The 21,135-nt window shown below is 71.5% G+C and carries 16 protein-coding genes; 8 read left to right on the top strand and 8 right to left on the bottom strand.

All coding sequences use genetic code 11. From position 1 onward, the window contains the following. Positions 1-141: 141 nt before the first annotated feature. Positions 142-1,629, top strand: a complete 1,488-nt coding sequence (locus AB0F11_RS09115; protein ID WP_362169955.1) for a M28 family metallopeptidase — start codon at positions 142-144, stop codon at positions 1,627-1,629. An 89-nt stretch (positions 1,630-1,718) separates the two neighbouring features. Here AB0F11_RS09115 and AB0F11_RS09110 read toward each other — a convergent pair whose 3' ends face one another. Together AB0F11_RS09110 and AB0F11_RS09105 are read right to left on the bottom strand one after the other, a co-directional pair. Then, complete coding sequence (locus AB0F11_RS09110) at positions 1,719-5,048, bottom strand: S8 family serine peptidase (protein ID WP_362169953.1); 3,330 nt, start codon at positions 5,046-5,048, stop codon at positions 1,719-1,721. 275 nt (positions 5,049-5,323) lie between these two features. Further along, positions 5,324-5,890: a CGNR zinc finger domain-containing protein gene (locus AB0F11_RS09105; protein ID WP_362169951.1), complete on the bottom strand. Its 567-nt coding sequence runs from the start codon at positions 5,888-5,890 to the stop codon at positions 5,324-5,326. A 149-nt stretch (positions 5,891-6,039) separates the two neighbouring features. Here AB0F11_RS09105 and AB0F11_RS09100 point away from each other — a divergent pair, with 149 nt between their 5' ends. Beyond that, complete coding sequence (locus AB0F11_RS09100; protein WP_362169949.1) at positions 6,040-6,498, top strand: VOC family protein; 459 nt, start codon at positions 6,040-6,042, stop codon at positions 6,496-6,498. Positions 6,499-6,542: 44 nt separating this feature from the next. Continuing rightward, positions 6,543-7,445, top strand: coding sequence for a pyridoxamine 5'-phosphate oxidase family protein (locus AB0F11_RS09095; RefSeq protein ID WP_362169984.1), 903 nt, complete (start codon positions 6,543-6,545; stop codon positions 7,443-7,445). On the opposite strand, the gene AB0F11_RS09090 is transcribed toward AB0F11_RS09095, so the two are convergent. Together AB0F11_RS09090 and pepN are read right to left on the bottom strand one after the other, a co-directional pair. Continuing rightward, positions 7,421-8,380, bottom strand: coding sequence for a hypothetical protein (locus AB0F11_RS09090; protein WP_362169947.1), 960 nt, complete (start codon positions 8,378-8,380; stop codon positions 7,421-7,423). The genes AB0F11_RS09095 and AB0F11_RS09090 overlap by 25 nt on opposite strands. A 297-nt stretch (positions 8,381-8,677) precedes the next feature. Then, positions 8,678-11,236, bottom strand: coding sequence for an aminopeptidase N (pepN, locus tag AB0F11_RS09085; RefSeq protein ID WP_362169945.1), 2,559 nt, complete (start codon positions 11,234-11,236; stop codon positions 8,678-8,680). 125 nt (positions 11,237-11,361) lie between these two features. On the opposite strand from pepN, the gene AB0F11_RS09080 reads away from it, so the two are divergent. After that, positions 11,362-12,009 carry a DsbA family protein gene (locus AB0F11_RS09080; RefSeq protein WP_362169943.1) on the top strand — a complete coding sequence of 216 codons (648 nt, stop codon included), beginning with the start codon at positions 11,362-11,364 and terminating at the stop codon, positions 12,007-12,009. Between the two features lie 124 nt (positions 12,010-12,133). Here the strand turns inward: AB0F11_RS09080 and AB0F11_RS09075 are convergent, their stop codons facing one another. Together AB0F11_RS09075 and AB0F11_RS09070 are read right to left on the bottom strand one after the other, a co-directional pair. Next, entirely contained in the window at positions 12,134-12,790 is a 657-nt protein-coding gene (locus AB0F11_RS09075) for a superoxide dismutase (RefSeq protein ID WP_362169941.1), read from the bottom strand. Positions 12,791-12,958: 168 nt separating this feature from the next. Then, positions 12,959-14,371 carry an amino acid permease gene (locus AB0F11_RS09070; protein WP_362169939.1) on the bottom strand — a complete coding sequence of 471 codons (1,413 nt, stop codon included), beginning with the start codon at positions 14,369-14,371 and terminating at the stop codon, positions 12,959-12,961. A gap of 315 nt (positions 14,372-14,686) precedes the next feature. Here AB0F11_RS09070 and AB0F11_RS09065 point away from each other — a divergent pair, with 315 nt between their 5' ends. Beyond that, entirely contained in the window at positions 14,687-15,271 is a 585-nt protein-coding gene (locus AB0F11_RS09065; RefSeq protein WP_362169937.1) for a biotin transporter BioY, read from the top strand. 87 nt (positions 15,272-15,358) lie between these two features. Here AB0F11_RS09065 and AB0F11_RS09060 read toward each other — a convergent pair whose 3' ends face one another. Continuing rightward, a complete protein-coding gene (locus AB0F11_RS09060) occupies positions 15,359-16,825 on the bottom strand; it encodes an amino acid permease (RefSeq protein WP_362169935.1) in 1,467 nt (488 codons plus the stop codon). 219 nt (positions 16,826-17,044) lie between these two features. Between AB0F11_RS09060 and AB0F11_RS09055 the strand changes: the two genes are divergently transcribed. Both AB0F11_RS09055 and AB0F11_RS09050 read left to right on the top strand, forming a co-directional pair. Continuing rightward, positions 17,045-17,533: a ribose-5-phosphate isomerase gene (locus AB0F11_RS09055; protein ID WP_361909573.1), complete on the top strand. Its 489-nt coding sequence runs from the start codon at positions 17,045-17,047 to the stop codon at positions 17,531-17,533. A gap of 104 nt (positions 17,534-17,637) precedes the next feature. After that, positions 17,638-18,444: a DNA-formamidopyrimidine glycosylase family protein gene (locus AB0F11_RS09050; protein WP_362169933.1), complete on the top strand. Its 807-nt coding sequence runs from the start codon at positions 17,638-17,640 to the stop codon at positions 18,442-18,444. A 115-nt stretch (positions 18,445-18,559) separates the two neighbouring features. Here AB0F11_RS09050 and AB0F11_RS09045 read toward each other — a convergent pair whose 3' ends face one another. Then, positions 18,560-19,801 (bottom strand): GNAT family N-acetyltransferase, encoded by a 1,242-nt coding sequence (locus tag AB0F11_RS09045; RefSeq protein ID WP_362169931.1) that lies wholly within the window; start codon positions 19,799-19,801, stop codon positions 18,560-18,562. A 150-nt stretch (positions 19,802-19,951) separates the two neighbouring features. On the opposite strand from AB0F11_RS09045, the gene AB0F11_RS09040 reads away from it, so the two are divergent. Beyond that, entirely contained in the window at positions 19,952-21,094 is a 1,143-nt protein-coding gene (locus AB0F11_RS09040) for a PP2C family protein-serine/threonine phosphatase (protein ID WP_362169929.1), read from the top strand. Positions 21,095-21,135 lie beyond the last annotated feature (41 nt).

Raw genomic sequence — 21,135 nt, 5'->3', positions numbered from 1 at the left:
ACCCGCGTGACGAATCCGTGGCGGCCCTGTTGCGACTTCCCTGAACACCCGTTTTGCCTGGTCGAGGCCGGTTACGGTCCGTTCTGCCGTTGTCCGCTATACGGGCATCTGTTCCGCACTTCGAACTCGGGGAGAATCATCGTGCGTGACTTCCGCCGTCGCCACCGCCGGTCGATACCGGCCCTCGCCGCCCTCGCGGCCGCAGCCGTCGCCGTACCCGCCCTGCTGACCGCCACCGCGGCCCCGGCGGCCGCCCGCCCGCACGAGGGCCGGCTCGCCAAGGAGCTGGTGAAGGAGGTCACGGCGCGCGGCGCCTACCGCCACCTGGCGAAGTTCCAGCAGTTCGCCGATGCGGCCGCCGGCACCCGCGTCGCCGGCTCGCCCGGCCACGCGGCCTCCGCCGCGTACGTCCACGACACCCTGGAGAAGGCCGGCTACCAGGTCTCCTACCAGGACTTCGACATCTACGAGGCCCGCACGAAGACGGAGAAGGCCACCGTCCTCGGGAACCAGCCGCGCGAGCTCGCGACCGCCGCCTTCAACTACACCCCCTCCACCCCGGCCGGCGGCCTGACCGCCCCGATCGCCCCCGCCCGGGTCGACGAGACCCCGGGCTGCGACGCCGCCGACTATCCGGCCGGCGTCTTCGCCGGGAAGATCGCCCTGGTCAAGCGGGGCGCCTGCACCTTCGTGGAGAAGCAGCGCGCGGCCGCCGCGGCCGGCGCCGTCGGGCTGATCGTCTACAACCACAGCGGTACCACCCCGGTGCGCGGAGGGTTCTCCACCCCCGCGAACGGGATCATCCCGAGCGCTGGCATCACCCTCGCCGACGGGGAGGCGCTGACCGAGGCCGCTGCCAAGGGCGAGGTTCAGGTCCGTCTGGAGCTGGACCAGGAGCACATCAAGCACCCCACCCGCAACGTGATCGCCGAGACCCGCGGCGGCCGCGCCGACCGGGTCGTCACGGTCGGAGCCCACCTGGACTCGGTCATGGAGGGCCCGGGCATCAACGACAACGGCTCCGGCTCGGCCGGCCTGCTGGAGGTGGCCCTCAAGCTCGCGGAGGCGACGAAGGGCAAGGGGAAGCAGCCCGCGAACAAGGTCCGCTTCGCCTGGTGGTCCGCGGAGGAGCTGGGCCTGCTGGGCTCCGAGCACTACGTGGCGCAGCTGTCCGCGCAGCAGAAGAAGGACATCGCGCTCTACCTCAACTTCGACATGATCGCCTCGCCGAACCCGGTGCAGTTCGTCTACGACGGCGACGACTCGGACCGGACGGGCGCGGGCGCCGGGCCGGCCGGCTCGGCCCAGATCGAGGCGTTGATCAACGGCTTCCTCGACCGCAAGGGCGCGCCGCACGAGGGCACCGACTTCGACGGCCGCTCCGACTACGGCCCGTTCATCGCGAACGGCATCCCGGCCGGGGGCACCTTCACCGGCGCCGAGGGCATCAAGACCGCCGAGCAGGCCAAGCGGTACGGCGGCACGGCGGGGGTCCCGTACGACCCGAACTACCACGGGGCCGGCGACACGCTGAAGAACCTCGACCTCAAGGCCTTCGACACCAACCTGGACGTCATCGCCCACGCGGTGGGCACCTACGCCCAGGACCTGAGCTCGCTGGGGAAGTAGGGCCGCGGCACGCGGAAGGGGCGGGCGCCCGATGGCGCCCGCCCCTTCGTCATGCAGTCACACGGTCATGCAGTCATGCAGTCACCGTGTTACGGGGTGACCTTCTCGATCTGCACGCTGCCGGTGCCGGCGGCGGTGCCGCGGCCGTTGAGCAGCTTGATCTCGCCGAAGAACTGCCGACCCTCGGGGGCCGCGCTGTTCGCCACGACATTGGCCGCCACCGCCGCCGAGGCGCCGTTGGCCAGGTTCACCGCGGCGGCCTCGTCGACCTGGACGGAGCCCAGCGTCGAGGAGAAGTACACGTCGCGGTAGTTGTACGTGGTGGAGCCGGACGGAACCGCGTAGCCGGCCACCTCGATGGTGTACGTGCCGGCGGCCGGGTTGAGCAGGGTCACGGCCTCCTCGGAGTCGCCGTCCGCGGAGGAGCCCACCTTCACGCCGTCCTTGAGGACGGTGAGGTCGAGGTCGGCACCGGTGTCGGAGACGCCGCCGATGGCCACGTCCAGGCGGGAGACGCCCTCACCGATGGTGACGGTGGTCGTCTGGGTCTCGCCGTTGGCGATGGTCGGCTTGGCGACCTTCGCGGAGCCGAGCGGGCCGCCCTGGAGCTTGCCGCCGGAGATGGCCGCGCCGTCGTTCTTCACGGTCCACTGGACCGGGGCCGGGGTGCCCTGCTTGACCTCGGGCAGGACCTTGACCGCCGGGTCGAAGCCCGCGCCGAGGACGGAGACGTCCAGCTTGAACGGGTTGTCGAGCAGCGGCGACGTGCGGCGGGACTCGACCTCGATCTCCCAGACGCCCGGCGTCGGGTTCTCGTACGAGCGCAGGTCGGGGCGGCACTTGTTGGCCGGGTTGTCGTAGTTCGGGTAGCACTGGGTGGTGGCGCTGTCCTCGACGCCCACGCCGTACGGGTGGATCGAGATGAAGCGCGTCTGGCTGCCCGCCGCGAGACCGCCGAGGGCGACCTCGAGGGACTTCGCGCCCTGCGGCACGGTGACGAAGTACGACTTGTGGCTGTTGCGCTGCACGGACGAGGTGTCCGACAGGGTGAACGACGGCTTCGCCAGCGGGGTGGAGACGACGACGGTCGACAGGATCTGCTTGTCGATGCCCTCGGTGGTCTCGTCGTCCAGCTGCAGGATGCCGCTGTGCACGCCGGCCGTCTTGGCGTTCGCCTCGACCTTGATGGTGACGGGCTTGTTCAGCGGCAGGGTGACGTAGTCGTAGCCGCCGACGACCTTGAAGGTGCCGTCGTTGTTGCGCCAGCTCAGGTTGTGGCGGGTGCCGTACTTGACGCCGGTGGTGCGGGTGACGACGACGTCGTAGACCTTCTTCTGGCCGACCTTGAGGCCGCCCTCGCGGTCGTAGATGCCGGTGCCGAAGCCGGGGGTCTTCAGGAACTGGTCGATCGCGGTGTCGACCGGCGCCTTGACGGTGAACTCCTCGGCCTTGGCGCCGCGCTGGATGGACTCCCACGCGCCGTTGATGTCGATCAGGCCCGCGCCCTGGGCGTGCGCCGGGACGTCCTCGATCTTCTTGGCGGTGCTGGTGAGCGCCACGCGCAGGCTCGCCGGGGTCAGCTTGATGTTCTGCTGCTTGGCGGCCGAGATCAGCAGGGCGCTCGCGCCCGCCGCCTGCGGCGAGGACATCGAGGTGCCCTGGAGCATCGAGTAGCCGGCCGGCAGGTCGTAACCCGCCTCCTTCACCGGGGAACCGGGCAGCCAGGTCTGCGTGGTGTTGATGGCCGCGCCGGGGGCGGTGATGGTCGGCGTGAAGCCGCCGTCCTCACGCGGACCGCGCGAGGAGAACGGGAACATGTTGTACTTCTTGGTCACGCCGGAGCCGTAGTTGGCGGCCCACGTCTCCTTGGAGACGGCGGCACCCACGGAGATGACCTTGTCCGCGAGGCCGGGGTCGCCGATGGTGTTGACGCCCGGGCCCTCGTTGCCCGCCGAGATGACGAGCTGGACGCCGTAGGTGTCGATGAGGTTCTTGTAGAGCTCGGCACGGGCGTTGTTGCCGTCGTTCAGCGCCGGCAGGCCGCCGATGGACATGTTGACGATGTCCACGCCGCGGTTGACGACGAGGTCGATCATGCCCTCGGTCAGCGCGATGTTGGTGCAGCCGCCCGACCAGGAGCAGGCGCGCGAGGAGACGATCTTCGCGCCGGGCGCCTCGCCGTTCATCTTGCCGCCGAAGAGGCTGTTGGCGGCGGTGATGCCGGCGACGTGCGTGCCGTGCTCGGACTCGATGATGCCGATGTTGACGAAGTCGGCCTTCTTGCCGACCCAGTCCCCGCCGAGCGGGTCCATCGGGACGTCCTTGCGGATCTGGATCACGAACGGGATGCGCTCGACGACGTCGGTCGCCGGGTTGTCCGTGCCGAAGTAGCCGATCTGGAAGCCGTCCTTGTACGGCTTCATCGGCTCGTTGTTCGTGAAGTCGTTGTCCTGGTCGGTGTCGACGCGGACGGTCCCGGCGGCCGGGTCGTAGAGCATGCCGAACTTGTCGGTGGTGTCGCCGTCGCGGTTGACGTCGCCCTTCATGTCACCGGTGGCGGTGATCGACTCGCTGAAGCGGCTCCACTGGAAGTTGCCCTCGGGCGCCTTCCAGCTCTGGCCGCCCGCGGTGAAGGAGCCGCCGGAGGGGGCGACCGGGGTGATCTGCGCGCGCCACGTGGCGTCGTTGTCGGCGATCGGGTCGGTCGCGGTGACCCAGTCGACGATCTTGCGCTCGCCGGTGGTGGTCTTCTGCAGCGCCGGGTGGGCGATGTCGACGCCGGAGTCCAGGATGCCGATGGTCACGCCGCGGCCGTCGGCCTGCGGGTTCTTCGCGACGAAGTCCACCGCACCGGTCTCGAAGGACGGGTTGTACGGGTTCTTCGCCGGGGTGTTCTTGTCCGGCGCCGGGTAGCTCTCGGTGGCGGTCTTCTGCGCCTGGCCGGACTCCTTGCCCGCGTCGGGGCGCGGGTCCGGGAGCTGGATCTCGTGCTTGAGGTCCAGGGCGTGCACGGAGGACAGCTTGGCGGCCGCCTTCAGGGCGGCTTCGGCCTTGCCGGTCGGCAGGGTGGCGCGGACGTAGCCGAGCTTGTCGTTGGTCTGGCCGACCGACGCGCCCTGGACCGCGGTGAGCTGGTCCGCGACCTGCTTGGTCTGGCCGGGGGCGGTGGCCACCATGACGGTGACGGTCGCGTCGCCCTTGGCCTTGGCCTCCTGCAGCAGTTCGGCGTCGGCCGAACCGAGCTTCTGGTCGGCCGACTTGACGGCCGGACCGGTGCCCGGCGTACCGGTGCCGGTGCCGGTCGCCGCGAACACGGGCATGGCGCCCGCGGTCGCGAGAGCGGCCACCAGACCGGCCGCGGCCGCGACGCGTGCGACGCGCCGGGCCCCGGATATCGAACTGGGGGATTCGAAGGTCATCAGCATCCCTGGATAAGTGAAAGATACGGTCCGGATTTCGGTGCCGGATGACCGGTCAGCTTTGCGCACGTGACAGGTGTTTGGGGAGCCTTGTCATTGACCGAGACCTGACATGGCGGACACCCGCCAGGTCGCTGTGTGCGCCACTGGGGACGTATCGGGGCATAACGCTGCGAAACGCAGGGGCTGATGAGTTGCTTTGTCGACTTACCGGCCTTGTGACACGTGTGAGCCGTCGATCACCTGCGGGGCGGGGTGTGACAACTTTCGGCGTCTCAGCGCTCGCGCGTGCGCGCGTAGTGGCGCGAGGCCTTCGCCCGGTTTCCGCACACGGCCATCGAGCACCAGCGCCGCGTGCCGTTGCGTGAGGTGTCGTGGAAGTGCAGCACGCAGGTCTCCCAGGCGCACTTGCGGATCCGCTCGGGGGAAGTGCCCAGCAGCTCCAGGTAGTTGCGGGCGGCCGTCCAGGCGGGGCCCCACGACGGGTCGTCGAACTCGGCCCGCTCGCCCGGACCTTCGGCGGTCAGCGTCGCGCGGATGCGGCCGTGCTCCAGCACGGCGTCCACCAGGGTGCGCGCACTGTCGTCGGTCGGGTCGGCGACCGCCCGGGCCAGGGCCTCGCGGGCGGTCAGCAGGTGGATCAGGGTCGGCGCGTCGGCGCGGAAGCGGCGCTCCAGCCCGACGCTGCGCAGCCAGAGGGCGAGGCCCTCCATCCGGGTCAGCCCGAAGGCGCCGGCGAAGAGGTCGGTGAGCTCGCCCTCGCGCATCCAGCGGGTGTTCAGCAGGTCCAGGCAGATCGGCTCGCCGGTCAGGGGGCGGGGATCCGTCGCCTCGGTCGCCATCTCGCCCCTCCTTCATGCCCTGTACGGACTGCTCTGCCCGCCTTGCTAACCCGTCAAGGGTACGTGGCCGGTTGACGGGCGCGCCTCTAACCATTAATGTCAATTTAGAAGGTTAGACAACATCGCCCGAACCTGAAGGGGGGACAGCCGTGACGGCTGTCATCAGCACGCTGCGCACCGGCCACATCGGCCTCAACGTCACCGACCTCGCCCGCTCGCTCGCCTTCTACCGCGAGGCCCTGGGCTTCGAGCTGCTCGGCGAGGGCACGGAGGAGGGCCGCCGCTTCGCCTTCCTCGGACAGGACGGCGAGCTCGTCCTCACCCTGTGGCAGCAGGCCGAGGGCGCGTACGTCCCGACCGCGGCCGGACTGCACCACCTGGCGTTCACCGCCGGCGGGATCGACGAGGTCGAGGCCTACGAGGTGCGGCTGCGCGAGCTCGGCGTCGCCTTCGCCTATGACGGCGTCGTCGCCCACCGCGAGGGCTCCGCCTCCGGCGGGATCTTCTTCCACGACCCCGACGGCACCCGCCTGGAGATCTCCGTACCCAAGGGCGCCGAAGGCGCCTCCGCCCCCACCGCGGGGGCTCCCACCTGCGGCTTCTTCTAAACCCTCGTAAGTCGCATCCTCGACAGGAGGTCACCGTGGACCGTGTGGACCGCTACCACCAGGGCTCGCTGGCCGTGCAGGAAAGGGTCGGCGTACGCGAGCTCGCCGAGCGCGTCGGCCGCTCGATCGGCGCGGGCATCAAGGACGTCGCCGCCGACTTCCTCGCCCGCCAGCCCCACCTGGTCGTCGGCGCCGCCGACGCGGCCGGGCGGCTGTGGGCCTCGCTGCTCACCGGCCCGCCCGGCTTCGTCCGGGCCACGGGCACCGACCGGATCGCGGTGACCGGCGGGCTCCCGGCCGGCGACCCGCTCGCCGGGGCGCTCGCCACCGCCGGCACCCGCGTCGGGACCATCGCCCTCGACCCGCGCACCCGCCGCCGGATGCGGCTCAACGGAATCCTGGAGCCGGCCCCGGGCGGGTTCGAGGTCGCGGCCGAGCAGGTCTTCGCCAACTGCCCCAAGTACCTCCAGAAGCGGCAGCCGCTGGAGCTCGCCGCCGAAGGGCCCGGGGTCGTACGGCGCGGGGCCGCGCTCACCGCCGGCCAGCAGCGGGCCGTCCGGGCCGCCGACACCTTCTTCGTCGCGACCACCGCCGAGGACGGTACGGACGCCAGCCACCGCGGCGGGCTGCCCGGCTTCGTGGAGGTGCTCTCGCCGGCCGAGCTGTCCTGGCCCGACTACCCGGGCAACGCCATGTTCCTCACCCTGGGGAACCTGGCCGCCGACCCGAGGGCCGGGCTGCTGTTCCCGCACTGGGAGACCGGTGCGGTGCTCCAGCTCAGCGGCCGGGCCCGGACGGAGTTCGCCGCCGACGGCAGCCGCAGCGTCCGCTTCCGCATCGAGTCCGTGGTGGAGGCCCTGCACCCCGGACGGCTGCGCTGGAGCGCTCCGGAGTACTCGCCGGCGAACCCGGCGCCGCCCTCTCACCGCGGCAGCACCACCAGGTAGGCGGCGGGCTCCCGGCCGCCCGAGGCGGTCAGGGCGGCGCGGATGACCGCGGCCTGCTGCTCGGGCCAGTCGCGGAGCTTGCGCGGGGTGATGTGCAGGACGGTCACCCCGAGCCGCTCCAGCGTCTCGCGCTTGCGCACCGCCTCCGACCACTCCTCGTCCTCGCCCTGCCGGGGCGCCCGGGTGTCGATCTCCACGGCGACGGCCTGCTCCGGCCAGTACGCGTCCACCCCGCCCAGGTGCGGGCCGCCGGGCAGGCGCAGGTCCACGTTCCAGACCGGCTCGGGGAGCTCGTGGCCGCCGACCAGCTGGTACAGCCGGTCCTCGGCAATGGCCCGCCCCTCGGCGAGGAGGGACTCGACGGCGTCCACGACGTGCGGCCGGTTCAGCAGCCGTGCCACCGTCAGCTCCCGCACGACGGCCGCCGGTTCGCAGTGCCCGGCGCGGACGGCCTCGCTGAGCAGGCGGCGCACGGTGCCGGCGTCGGACAGCTGGGCCACCGCGTCGGCCAGGGCCCGGGCCACCGGGGCCACGGGCAGGCCCGTCACCTCCAGGGGGCGGGGCGGGGTGTGCGTGCGGACGATCCGCACCGTGCCGACGGAGCGCAGGCGGCGGGTGTGCGGGACGAGCACGTCGATCTGGGGGAGGGAGAGCAGGGCGGGGGCGGAGGCGAACCGGTACAGCGCGAGCGCCGCCAGGCCGGTGATCATGGCCTCGCCGCCGCGGCGGGCCGCGTACAGCAGGGAGGCGTGCAGCCGCTCCTCGGTCGTCGCGACGCCGGGGTGCAGGAGGAAGACGCCCGGGAGGATCTCCTGCCAGGAGCGGTCGGCGGCGTCGGAGGCGCTGACGCCGTGCTCGCGGAGCTGCGCGAGGGTCAGCACGCGGGGGCGGCTGTCGGCGAGGTGGGCGAGGGGGAGGGGTGCGTTGTGGTTCATGTCGCGGAGTTTCCCGCCCGGGGGCGGCTCCCTAACCACTGTTACGGTTCCGTCGACAAATCAGGACAAGCCCGCACTAAAGTACGGCCGTTCGATCGCCGATACCGCTGTTCGCCTGTCGGGGTCGCCGCTGCGCGGGGCCCGTCCCCTCCCTGCCCCTTCCCGAAACCGGGGCTCCGCCCCAGACCCCGCGCCTCAAACGCCGGCGGGGCTGATTTCAGCCCGCGCGGCGTGTGAGCGCTTTCGGGAAGGGGCGGGGCTGGGGAACGGCTCCGCGCAGCGGTCAGCGGTCAGCGGTCAGGCGGTGGCGGCGGCCGCGTCGCAGGACTGGGCGCGCAGGGCGCGGGCCAGGTCGTCGCGGGCCTCCAGGACCAGGCGCCGCAGCGCCGGGGCGGCATCCGCGTGCGCCGCCAGCCACGCGTCGGTGGCCTCCAGCGTCCGCGGATCGTCCTGCAGCGCCGGGTACATCCCGCGCACCACGTGCATCCCGATCTGGATCGACCGCTCCGCCCAGATCCGCTCGATCACCTCGAAGTAGCGGTCGGCGTACGCGGCCAGCAGCCCCCGCTGCGACGGCTGCTGCATGCCCGCGATCGTCGCCTCCACCAGCGCGTTCGACAGCGCGTCCGACTCCACGACGGCGGCCCACGCCTGGTCCTTGACCGCCTCCGAGGGCCGCGCCGCCAGGCACCGCACCTGGTGCCGCTTGCCCGAGGCCGTGTCGTCGCGCGCCAGCTCCGCGTTCAGCGCGGCCTCGTCCACCGCGCCGTGCGCGGCCAGCGGCAGCAGGAAGTCCCAGCGCAGCTCCTGGTCGACCTCCAGCCCGTCGATCCGCGCCGACCCGTCGAGCAGCCCCAGCAGCAGCTGGAAGTCGCCCTCGCTCGCCGCGCCCGCGGCGAAGAACCGGGCCCACGTCAGCTGGTGCTCCGACCCCGGCTCGGCCCGCCGCAGCTCCTGCAGCGCCCCCGCCGCCAGCACCCGGCCGCCCTGCTCGCGCCATTCGGGCGCCGCGTAGTGGGTGACCGCGGTGAGCGCCTGCGCGTGCAGCATCTGCAGCACGCCGACGTCGCTCTCCCGGCCGGCGTGGGCCAGGACGAGGGAGACGAAGTCCCGGGCCGGCATCAGCCCGTCGCGCGTCAGGTTCCACAGCGCCGACCAGCACAGCGCCCGCGCCAGCGTGTCCGCGACGTCGCCGAGCCGCAGCCGCAGCGTCTCCAGCGAACGCTCGTCGAAGCGGATCTTGCAGTAGGTCAGGTCGTCGTCGTTGACGAGAACCAGGTCGGGCCGATCCTGCCCGGCCAGCTCCGCCACGGTCGTCCGCGCGCCCGCGACGTCCGCCTCGGCCTGCGCGTAGCGGACCAGCGCCCCGTCCTGCAGCCGGTACAGGCCGACCGCGACCCGGTGCGGGCGCAGCTCCTCGCCCTCCTGGAGCACGGCCAGCTCGGTGATACGCCCGCCGGCGTCGTACGTCACCACCGGCGTCAGCACGTTCACGCCCGCTGTCTGCAGCCACGCCCGCGACCACTCGGCCATGTCCCGCCCGGAGACCTCGCCGAGCACCGACAGCAGGTTGTCCAGGGTGGTGTTGCCGTAGGCGTTGGCCTTGAAGTAGCGCCGCGCGCCCTCCAGGAACGCCTCCCGGCCCACGTACGCGACGAGCTGCTTGAGGACGGCCGCACCCTTGGAGTACGTGATGCCGTCGAAGTTGAGCTTGGCGGCCTCCAGGTCGCGGATGTCGGCCGTGATCGGGTGGGTGGAGGGCAGCTGGTCGGCCCGGTAGGCCCACGCCTTGCGGTTGTTGGCGAAGGTGACCCACGCCTGGTCGAAGCGGGTCGCCTCCACCTGCGAGAAGGAGCCCATGAAGTCCGCGAAGGACTCCTTCAGCCACAGGTCGTCCCACCACTTCATGGTGACGAGGTCGCCGAACCACATGTGGGCCATCTCGTGCAGGATCGTGTTGCAGCGCCGCTCGTACGCCGCCCGGGTGACCTTGCCGCGGAAGATGTACTCCTCGCGGAAGGTCACCATCCCCGGGTTCTCCATGGCGCCCAGGTTGTACTCGGGCACGAAGGCCTGGTCGTACTTGCCGAACGGGTACGGGAAGTCGAAGTGCTCGTGGAAGAAGTCGAAGCCCTGCTTGGTGACGAGGAAGACGTCGTCGGCGTCGAAGTGCTTGGCGAGCCCCTTGCGGCACATCGCGCCCAGCGGGATCGTCAGGTCCCCGCGGGTGTAGGTGTCCGTCACGTAGTGGTACGGGCCCGCCACCACACAGGTGATGTACGTGGAGATCGGCGCGGTCTCGGCGAACCGCCAGACCCCGCCCTCGCGGGACTCCTCGGCGCCGTTGCTCCACACCTGCCAGCCCTCGGGCGCGGTCACCTCGAAGCGGTAGGGCGCCTTCAGGTCCGGCTGCTCGAAGTTGGCGTAGACCCGCCGGGCGTCGGCCGGCTCGTACTGGGTGTAGAGGTAGACCTCGCCGTCCTCGGGGTCCACGAAGCGGTGCATGCCCTCGCCGGTCCGGCTGTACGCGCAGTTCGCGTCGACGACGAGGACGTTCTCGGAGGCCAGGCCGTCCAGGGCGATCCGCGCCCCGTCGAAGACGGCGGCCGGGTCCAGCTCCCGCCCGTTGAGGGTGACGCAGTTCACGGACGGCGCGATCAGGTCCGCAAACGTGGAGGCGCCCGCCGCGGCGGCCCGGAAGCGGATCGTGGTGACCGAGCGGAACGTCCGCGGGCCCTGCTCCGGCTCGGCCTCGTCGACGGCCGACCGCAGGTCGAGCACCACCTCGTACCCGTCGACGGACAGCAGTCCGGCCCGCTCGCGGGCCTCGTCACGGGACAGATTCTCTCCGGGCACGTGCACTCCTTCGTGCGTGGTCGCGATACCTGATCGAATCCTCCCACGGGGGAATGCGGGCGGGTCCGGGCCGGTTGGGCAGGAGGAACACGACCAGACATGCCTTACGTGACGCAAGGAGAGACATGGCCGACACCCAGGTGCGCGAGAAGACCCCGGTCGACTTCTGGTTCGACCCGCTCTGCCCCTGGGCCTGGATGACCTCCCGCTGGATGCTGGAGGTCGAGAAGGTCCGTGACGTCGAGGTCCGCTGGCACGTGATGAGCCTCGCCGTCCTCAACGAGAACAAGCTGGACGAGCTGCCCGAGCGCTACCGCGAACTGCTCGGCCCCAAGGGCTGGGAGCCCGTCCGCGTCGTGATCGCCGCGCAGCAGAAGCACGGCGACGAGGTCACCGGCAAGCTCTACACCGCGCTCGGCACCCGCATCCACAACGAGGCCCTGGGCGCGACCCGCGAGGTCATCGCCGCCGCGCTGGACGAGGTCGGCCTGCCGGCCGAGCTGATCCGCTTCGCCGACTCCGACGAGTACGACGAGGTGCTGCGCGAGTCCCACAACAACGGGATCGAGCGCGTCGGCCAGGAGGTCGGCACCCCGGTGATCTCCGTGCCCGGCGCCGACGGCTCGGAGGTGGCCTTCTTCGGCCCGGTCGTCACCCCGACCCCGCGCGGCGAGGCCGCCGCCCGCCTGTGGGACGGCACCCTCCTGGTCGCCTCCACCCCGGGCTTCTACGAGATCAAGCGGACCCGCGACAAGGGCCCCAGCTTCGAGTAGTCCTTGCCCGACCCACGTACAGGAGACCCCCGTGAGTCACGTCCTCACGGGGGTCTCCTGCTGAACACGCCCGCACGCGAAGGTTGAGAAGACGATCACGAGGCGGGCGGGCCGGTGGCTGCGGTCAGCCCTTGGCGGGGATCAGCAGCGGGGTGTTGGCCTTGGCGTCGGCGTAGCGCCTGGCGACGTCCTGCCAGTTGACGACGTTCCACATCGCCTCGATGAAGTCCACCTTCTGGTTCTTGTACTGCAGGTAGAAGGCGTGCTCCCAGGCGTCGAAGACCAGGATCGGCACCGAGGCCTGGCCGACGTTGCCCTGGTGGTCGTAGATCTGCTCGACGATCAGGCGGCCGCTGATCGGCTCGTACGCGAGCACGCCCCAGCCGGAGCCCTGGGTGGCGGAGGAGGCGAAGGTCAGCTGCTTCTTGAACTTCGCGAAGGAGCCGAAGGACTCGGTGATCGCGTCCGCGAGCTCGCCCACGCCGTCGGCGGCCGTCGGCTCGCCGCCGCCCTCGCCGGTCTTGGGGCTGGCCATGTTGTGCCAGTAGATGCTGTGCAGGATGTGGCCGGAGAGGTGGAACGCGAGGTTCTTCTCCAGGCCGTTCAGCGCGCCCCAGTTCTCCTTGTCGCGCGCCTCCTCCAGCTGCTCCAGCGTGTCGTTGGCGCCCTTGACGTAGGCCGCGTGGTGCTTGTCGTGGTGCAGCTCGATGATCTGCGGGTTGATCACCGGCTCGAGAGCCGAGTACTCGTACGGAAGCTCGGGAAGCGTGTAGATGGCCATGCGTGTGATCCGGTCCCCTCAGCGTGCCAACTGCTTATTGCAATCAATGCGCAACTGCACGCTAGCAGTATCTATTCCGGGTTACGTGCAAGGGGGACCTCCGTAAACACGCAGGCGGGCCCCGTGCGTTCGCACGGGGCCCGCCTCATGGGGCCGTGACCGCTGTGATCAGGTGCCCGTGGCAAGGGCCCGCCGGGCCCGGATCTCGCGCACCCACGCCACCAGCAGCACCATGGCCGCCGCGCCCGAGGACCACAGCAGCTGCGGCCGCGCCGAGTCGTCGAACAGCATCAGCACCAGCACCGCCGCCATCGCCAGCAGCGCCGTCCACGTCAGGTACGGGAAGCACCACATCGGCAGCGTCAGCCGCTCCGGCATGTCCCGCTCCAGCACGCGCCGCAGCCGCAGCTGCGACACCGCGATCAGCGCCCACACGAACAGCAGCACCGCACCGACCGCGTTGAGCATGTAGAGGAACACCGTGTCCGGCCACAGCAGGTTCAGCACCACCGACACGAAGCCGAAGGCCACCGAGGCGAACACCGCCCGGCGCGGCACCCCGCCGGCCGACACCTTCAGCAGCCCCGCGGGCGCCTCCCCGCGCTCGGCCAGCGAGAACACCATGCGCGAGGACCCGTACAGGTTGGCGTTGAGCGCCGACAGCAGCGCCACGAACACCACGATGTTCATGATCTGCCCGGCCGCCGGGATGCCGATGGAGTCCAGGACGGCGACGTACGGGCTCTGCCCGGGCTCCAGCGAGTCCCACGGCAGCAGCGTCACGATGACCAGCATCGAGCCGACGTAGAAGAAGAGGATGCGCCACACGGCGCTGCGCACGGCGCGGGACACCGAGCGCGCCGGGTCGTCCGACTCGGCGGCCGCGATGGTGACGACCTCCAGGCCGCCGAAGGCGAAGATGACGGCGAGCATGCCCGCGACCACCCCGCCGGCGCCCTGCGGGAAGAAGCCGCCCTGCCCGGTCAGGTTGGCCAGGCCGACGGGGTCGGTGTCCGGCAGCAGCCCGAGGATCGCGAGCGTGCCGAGGACGAGGAACAGGACGATCGCACCGACCTTGAGGGCGGCGAACCAGAACTCGAACTCGCCGAAGTTCTTCACCGCGGCCAGGTTGGTGACCGTGAAGACCACCATGAACACCAGCACCCAGAGCCACTGGTCCACCGCCGGCACCCAGCCGTGCGCGATCTTCGCGGCGCCGGTGGCCTCCACGGCCAGCACCACGACCAGCAGGAACCAGTACAGCCAGCCTGCCGAGAAGCCGGCCCAGCGCCCCAGCGCCCGCTCCGCGTACACGGAGAAGGAGCCGGAGGCGGGCATCGCCGCCGACATCTCGCCGAGCGCCCGCATGACCAGCATGGCCAGCGCACCGGCCAGCAGGTAGGAGCAGATGATGGCCGGCCCGGCGATGCCGATGCCGGCGCCGGAGCCCACGAACAGCCCGGCGCCGATCACGCCGCCGAGGCCCAGCATGGTCAGGTGGCGCTGCTTGAGGCTGTGGCTGAGGGGTTCCGCGGGCAGTTCTTGCTCGCGGGGAGGTGCGTCGGGCAGACGGTCGCGCATGAGTGGATGCTCGTACTCTCGTGCTCGGCAGCGGCGGTGGGGCTCTCCGCAGGGGAATTGGCGGGACCCTACAGTCTCACCGGTCGGCGCCCATCCGCGCAAAACGGACGTGGGGTCTGTTCTGACTCGTGATACGGATCACGGTGCCTCGGGGTGTAACCGAGGACTTTGTGCACTCCCAACCAAACCGGGGAGTAGGGCTTTGTGTCGGGCGGCGGTGGGGCGGCGCGGCGGCGCGCACTAGCGTCGGTGATCGTCCCGTCACCCCTCATGGTGATCGTCCCGTCACCTCTCATACATCCGCGGAGCCTTCTGATGAGCACTGCTTCCGTCACCGTCCGCCCCGGCGCCGTCCTGGCCGACCTGCTGCCCGCGAGCCGCGTCCGCGACGTCGCGCTCGTCGTCGGCGGAGCCGCCCTGACCGGCCTGGCCGCGCAGCTCTCCGTGCCCGTCCCCGGCTCCCCGGTCCCGGTCACCGGCCAGACCTTCGCGGCGCTGCTCGTCGGCACCGCCCTCGGCGCCCGCCGCGGCTTCCTCTCGCTCGGGCTGTACGCCCTGCTCGGCGCGGCCGGCATGCCCTGGTTCGCGCAGGGCACCTCCGGCGCGGGCGGCGCCTCCTTCGGCTACGTCCTCGGCATGGTGCTCGCCTCCGGCATCGTCGGGGCCCTCGCCCGGCGCGGCGCCGACCGCTCGGTGCTGCGCACCGCCGGCGCGATGGCGCTCGGCTCCGCCGTGATCTACGCGGTGGGCGTGCCGTACCTGGTGCTGGCCACCGGGATGTCCTTCGGCGCGGCCGTCGCGGCGGGCCTGACCCCGTTCCTGGTCGGCGACGCCCTGAAGGCGGCGCTGGCCATGGGCGCGCTGCCGACCGCATGGAAGCTGGCGGGACGCCGCGGCTGACCCCGTACGGACTTCCCTGCCGGCGCCTGCGCAGCAGCCCCGGACCGCGCGCTCGCGGTCCGGGGCTGCTGCCTTTGCGGGGGCCGGTCAGGCGGCGTCGACCGCGGCCTCGGCAGCGGTGTCGGCAGCGACCTCGCCCTTGCGGCGGGCGTTGCGCACCACGCCGACGGCGATCACGACGGCGGCGACGAGCAGGGAGTACAGCACCGTCTCGCGGTTGTCCTTGTCGTACAGCATGTAGCCGAGGACGAAGGTGATCATCGCGGCGGTGGCCCAGGTCAGGTACGGGAAGAGCCACATCTTCACCGTCAGCTTCTCCGGGACCTCGCGGACCAGGATCTTGCGCATCCGCAGCTGGGTCAGGCAGATGACCAGCCAGACGAAGAGCGCGATCGCGCCGGAGGAGTTCAGCAGGAAGCTGAAGACCGTGTCCGGGGAGGTGTAGTTGAAGTAGACGGCGATGAAGCCGAACACCACCGAGCCCAGGATGGCGGCCGTGGGCACGCCGTTCTTGCTGGTCTTGGCGAAGGCCTTGGGCGCGTCACCGCGCTCGCCCAGCGAGAACGCCATGCGGGAAGCGGTGTACAGGCCCGAGTTCAGGCAGGACAGCACGGCCGTCAGGACGATCACGTTCATGATCTGGCCGGCGTGGGCGATGCCGATCGAGTCCAGGGCGGCGACGTAGGAGCCCTTGTCGACGATCGACTTGTCGTTCCACGGCAGCAGGGTCAGGACGATGAAGATCGAGCCCAGGTAGAAGACGCCGATGCGCCAGATCACCGAGTTGGTGGCCTTGGTGACCGCGCGGCGCGGGTCCTCGGACTCGCCGGCCGCCAGGGTGACGATCTCGCTGCCCATGAAGGAGAAGACGACCATCAGCACACCGGTGAGGACCGAGCCCCAGCCGTTCGGCATGAAGCCGCCGGCGTCGGTGAGGTGGGCGAAGCCCGCGCCCGGGTTGTCCGAGCCCGGCAGCACGCCGAAGACGGCGAGCATGCCGACGACCACGAAGGCGCCGATGGCGACGACCTTGATGCCCGCGAACCAGAACTCGAACTCGCCGTAGGAGGCGACGGAGCCGAGGTTGGTGGCCGTCAGGACCACCATCACGATCAGGGCCCAGGCCCACTGCGGGACGGCCGGGACCCAGCCTTCGAGGATCTTCGCGCCGGCGGTCGCCTCCACGGCGAGCACCACGACCCAGAAGAACCAGTACAGCCAGCCGATGGAGAAGCCGGCCCAGCGGCCCAGCGCCCGGTCGGCGTAGGCCGAGAAGGAGCCCGAGTTCGGGCTGGCGGCGGCCATCTCGCCGAGCATGCGCATCACGAAGACGACCATCGCGCCCACGAGGAGGTACGAGATCAGGATGGCGGGGCCGGCCTTGGCGATACCGCCGCCGGAGCCGACGAACAGGCCGGCGCCGATGACACCGCCAATGGCGATCATGGAGAGGTGGCGGTTCTTGAGACCGGCCTTGAGACCGTCGGAGGGCTGGGCGGAACCGGGTTCGCCGGTGGGGCCGCCTGCCTTCTGAAGGGTCGTCGTGGTGCTCATGGACGAATCCTTAGGTTCTCGGGTGGAGAGTTCCGGCATTCAAACCCGAGACCTGCGCCGGTCGGAAGACCCGCGTCCGGATCGTTGCGAAGGACCAAGGTCCCGGACCTTGGTCCCACCGTGTCTCATCTGCACTCTTTGGGTTTACTTGAGCTTTAGAAGTGACTTACGCGACACCCTGCCGTGATCTGTCGGGGTCCCTCGTGACACACTCGGGGCATGCGCGTGTACCTCGGATCCGACCATGCCGGCTTTGAGCTCAAGAACCACCTGGTGGACTGGCTCAAGAACAACGGCCACGAGCCCGTCGACTGCGGGCCCCACATCTACGACGCCGTCGACGACTACCCGCCGTTCTGCCTGCGCGCCGCGGAGAAGACCGCCGCGGACGCCGACAGCCTCGGCATCGTGATCGGCGGCTCCGGCAACGGCGAGCAGATCGCCGCCAACAAGGTCAAGGGCGTCCGCGCCATCCTGGCCTGGAGCGTCGAGACCGCGAAGCTCGGCCGCGAGCACAACAACGCCAACGTGATCTCCGTCGGCGGCCGGATGCACACCCAGGAGGAGGCCACCTCCTTCATCGAGGCCTTCCTGGCGACCCCGTACTCCGGCGAGGAGCGCCACACCCGCCGCATCGACATGCTCTCCGCGTACGAGCAGACCGGCGACCTCCCCCCGATCCCGGCCCACCACCCGCAGGACCAGTAGGACATGCGTGCCGCCGGACCCGCGGGGTCCGGCGGCACTGCCGTTCCCGCGTTCCCGCGGCCGACCCGGAGGCGGCCGCGGAGGCAGACCCGAGGAGAGCAGCCGTGCCCGAGGGGCATACGATCCACCGCCTCGCCCAGGACCACACCGAGCGGTTCGCCGCCCGGCCGGTCCGGGTGAGCAGCCCGCAGGGCCGGTTCGCCGAGAGTGCCGCGCTGCTCGACGGGCGGGAGCTGGAGAGTGCCGAGGCGCACGGCAAGCACCTGTTCCTGGAGCTCGGCGACGCCTGGATCCACATCCACCTCGGCCTCTTCGGCAAGCTCGGCTTCGGCCCGGTGCCGGCCCCGCCGGCCGCGGACACCGTACGGCTGCGGCTGCTGAACGAGGAGCACCACGCCGACCTGCGCGGTCCGACGGCCTGTGCGCTGATCGGCGAGGCGGAGAAGAAGGCGATACACGACCGGCTCGGGCCGGACCCGCTGCGGGCCGCCGACGACCCGGACCGGGCGTGGAAGCGGATCTCCCGCTCCCGCACCACCATCGCCGCGCTGCTCATGGACCAGAAGGTCGTCGCCGGGGTCGGCAACGTGTACCGCGCCGAGGTCCTCTTCCGGCACGGCATCGACCCGTACCGGCTGGGCAAGGACGTCGCCCGGGCCGAGTGGGACGCGATGTGGGCGGACCTGGCGGTGCTGATGCGGGAGGGCGTGCGGAAGAACCGCATCGACACCGTGCGCGACGAGCACCTGCCGGAGGTCATGGGGCGGCCGCCCCGGGTCGACGACCACGGGGGTGAGGTGTACGTCTACCGGCGGGCGCACCTGCCGTGCCACGTCTGCGGCTCGGAGATCCGCACCGCCGACCTCGCCGCCCGCAACCTCTTCTGGTGCCCGGGCTGCCAGACCCGCTAGCCGCGGCCGGGCGGTCCCGCTGCGCGGAGCCCTTCCCCGCCCCGCCCTTTCACCGTTTCCCGGGGCTCCGCCCCGGACCCCGCGCCCCAAACGCCGGCGGGGCTGGATTTCCAGCCTAGAAGCGGTGGCTGAGCCAGGGGGTGACATCGCCCGCGAAGGCCCGGGAGGCTTCGCGCAGAGCGCCCGGGCGGAGTTCACGGACCCGCCCCGCCCCCGCGAGGGAGGCCAGCGTGATCCCGCCGAGGTACGCAGAACCCAGCTCCCGCACGGACAGGGCCAGCTCGGCCGCGTCCCCCGTACGCACGCATCGCACCCCACCCCCCGCGCCGCCCGCGGCCGTCAGCCGCCACCGCCCCGCGTTCCACGGGCAGAAGCCGTCCTCCACCTCCAGCACCACGTCCACCGCGGCCCCGTACCCCCGCGCCTCCAGCGCCCCCGGCAGATCCACCACCCGCAGGTGCAGCGCGTCCCGCTGCAGCACCCGTACCCGCCGCACGTCGTTCACCAGGTGCAGCAGCGGATCGTCCACCGGCCGGTCGTTCGCCCGTACGTGCCAGGTCAGGTCCATCTCGAAGAGGTACCGCCACAGCGCCGCGTACGCAGCCGGGTGCAGCGCGTCCACCGCGTCGACCAGGACCTTGCCGTCCGCGCCGCTCAGCTCCCAGTCCATCCGCAGCCGGTACCGCGCGTACCCGACGACCTCGCCGCCCGCGTCCTCGGCCACCACGCACTTCAGCGGCGACGCCCCCTCCCGCCGCGACTGCGGGTCCACCAGCGCCAGCCGCTCCCACCCCGGCTGCCGGGCCGGCATCCCCGGCCGGTCCTTCACCAGGGCGGCGTACACCCGCTCGCAGTCGGCCAGGGCCTTCTCCGGGTCCACGAGCCGCAGCCGCACCCCGTCCGTCCCCGGCGGCACCTCCAGTCGGACCCGGGTGGTGTCGATGTCGACCGACAGGGCGTAGGCGGCCGTGCCGTAGCCGAAGCGCCCGTAGATCTCCGGCTCCGAGGCCGTCAGCACGGCGACCGGCTCGCCACCCGCACGGATGTCGTCCAATTGGCGGCGCATCATCGAGGTCAGCACGCCGCGCCTGCGGTGGGTCGGCGCCACGCCGACCATCGTCACGCCCGCCGCCGGGACGAGGGCGCCGCCCGGCACCGACAGCCGGAAGCTGAACGCCCCGGCCGAGCCGACGCAGCTCTGCCCGTCCCAGACGCCCAGCGAACGCTCGGGCTCCGTCAGGGAGCGGTAGAGCGCCCGCTCCTCGGGGGATTCCGGCACGCCTCCGAACGCCAGTTCAAGGTGCTCGTGCCAGACATCCCACTCGTCAGCCTGCAATACGCGCGTATCAAGAGCCATGCGGCATCCCTACCAGGGCAATACGTCCCGGTCGATCTGTTTTCGGACCCTCCCAGGGCCGCCGGAAGGCCGTCCGAAGGCGGTCGGAGGGCAGCGGTACGGGGGTACCGCTGCGCGCCCGCAGTCATGATGGATAGGGTCCCGAAAGACATGGCCGGAGCACGTGTGGAGACGCTCTTGGCCCGGGCGCGCATGCTGTCGCACCGGGCACGCACCGCCCTGCGCAAGTCCGCCGTCGACTACTTCCGCGGCGACGCCTCCGACTGGCTGGCCTTCGCCGGGCTGCTCGCGACCGTCCCCGCCATCGCCTGCGGCACCCTCATGCTCCCGGTGTGGTTCTCGCCCGCCGCCCTCGTCCTGCCCATCGTCGCGGGCGGCCTGCTGCTGCGCCCCGCCAGCCTCCTCGCCCTGTACGCGGCCTCCGCGGCCGCCCTGATCGTCGAGGCCCTCGTCCTCGGCCCCTACACCGAGGGCCCCGCCCGCGTCACCCCCGGCACCGTCCTGGTCGTCGCCGCCTGCGGATTCTTCGGGCTCGTCATCGCCCAGTTCCGCAGCCGCGTGGGCGTCCCCTGGCGGCGCGGCGGCACCATGCTCTTCGACCTGCGCGAACGCATCCGCGTCCAGAGCAAGCTGCCCACCCTGCCCCGCGGCTGGCACCGCGAGATGGCCCTGCGCCCCGCCGGCGGCCAGTCCTTCTCCGGCGACTTCGTCGTCGCCGCCCGCACCAACGGCGGCCGCACCCTGGAGGTCGTCCTGACCGACGTCTCCGGCAAGGGCATGGAGGCCGGCTCCCGCGCCCTGCTCCTGTCCGGCGCCTTCGGCGGCCTCCTCGGCGCCCTGCCCCCGCACGGCTTCCTGCCCGCCGCCAACGGCTACCTCCTGCGCCAGGACTGGGACGAGGGCTTCGCCACCTCCATCCACCTCGTCCTGGACCTCGAGAGCGGCGACTACGAACTCCTCTCCGCCGGCCACCTGCCCGCCCTGCAGCTCTCCGCGGGCACCGGCCGCTGGCAGGAGAAGTCCGGCGAAGGCCCGCTGCTCGGCGTCTACGACGGCGCCGCGTTCGAACCCACCCGCGGCAACCTGCGCCGCGGCGACGTCCTGATGCTCTTCACCGACGGGCTCGTCGAGACCGCCGACCGCGACATCAGCGAGGGCATCGACCGCCTCACCGGAGAGGCCGACCGGTACGTCGCCGCCGGCTGGGAGGGCGCCGCCTGGCACCTCATCGAGAAGGTCGCCAAGGACGTCAACGACGACCGGGCGCTGCTCCTGATCCGCCGCGCCCCGTAGGCGCGTCCTTGGTGGGGTTTCCCCCACCCCGGATGCGCCGG

Source organism: Streptomyces sp. NPDC032472 (assembly GCF_040636955.1).
Lineage (GTDB): Bacteria > Actinomycetota > Actinomycetes > Streptomycetales > Streptomycetaceae > Streptomyces.
This window is presented reverse-complemented; position numbering and strand designations above follow the sequence as displayed.

Bases quoted from the DNA above. Each gene is read 5' to 3' on its own strand.
- AB0F11_RS09110 (WP_362169953.1), bottom strand. From the start codon at position 5,048: ATGACCTTCGAATCCCCCAGTTCGATATCCGGGGCCCGGCGCGTCGCA.
- AB0F11_RS09070 (WP_362169939.1), bottom strand. From the start codon at position 14,371: ATGCGCGACCGTCTGCCCGACGCACCTCCCCGCGAGCAAGAACTGCCC.
- AB0F11_RS09045 (WP_362169931.1), bottom strand. From the start codon at position 19,801: ATGGCTCTTGATACGCGCGTATTGCAGGCTGACGAGTGGGATGTCTGG.
- AB0F11_RS09065 (WP_362169937.1), top strand. From the start codon at position 14,687: ATGAGCACTGCTTCCGTCACCGTCCGCCCCGGCGCCGTCCTGGCCGAC.
- AB0F11_RS09055 (WP_361909573.1), top strand. From the start codon at position 17,045: ATGCGCGTGTACCTCGGATCCGACCATGCCGGCTTTGAGCTCAAGAAC.
- AB0F11_RS09075 (WP_362169941.1), bottom strand. From the start codon at position 12,790: ATGGCCATCTACACGCTTCCCGAGCTTCCGTACGAGTACTCGGCTCTC.
- AB0F11_RS09105 (WP_362169951.1), bottom strand. From the start codon at position 5,890: ATGGCGACCGAGGCGACGGATCCCCGCCCCCTGACCGGCGAGCCGATC.
- AB0F11_RS09060 (WP_362169935.1), bottom strand. From the start codon at position 16,825: ATGAGCACCACGACGACCCTTCAGAAGGCAGGCGGCCCCACCGGCGAA.
- AB0F11_RS09090 (WP_362169947.1), bottom strand. From the start codon at position 8,380: ATGAACCACAACGCACCCCTCCCCCTCGCCCACCTCGCCGACAGCCGC.
- AB0F11_RS09040 (WP_362169929.1), top strand. From the start codon at position 19,952: ATGGCCGGAGCACGTGTGGAGACGCTCTTGGCCCGGGCGCGCATGCTG.
- AB0F11_RS09080 (WP_362169943.1), top strand. From the start codon at position 11,362: ATGGCCGACACCCAGGTGCGCGAGAAGACCCCGGTCGACTTCTGGTTC.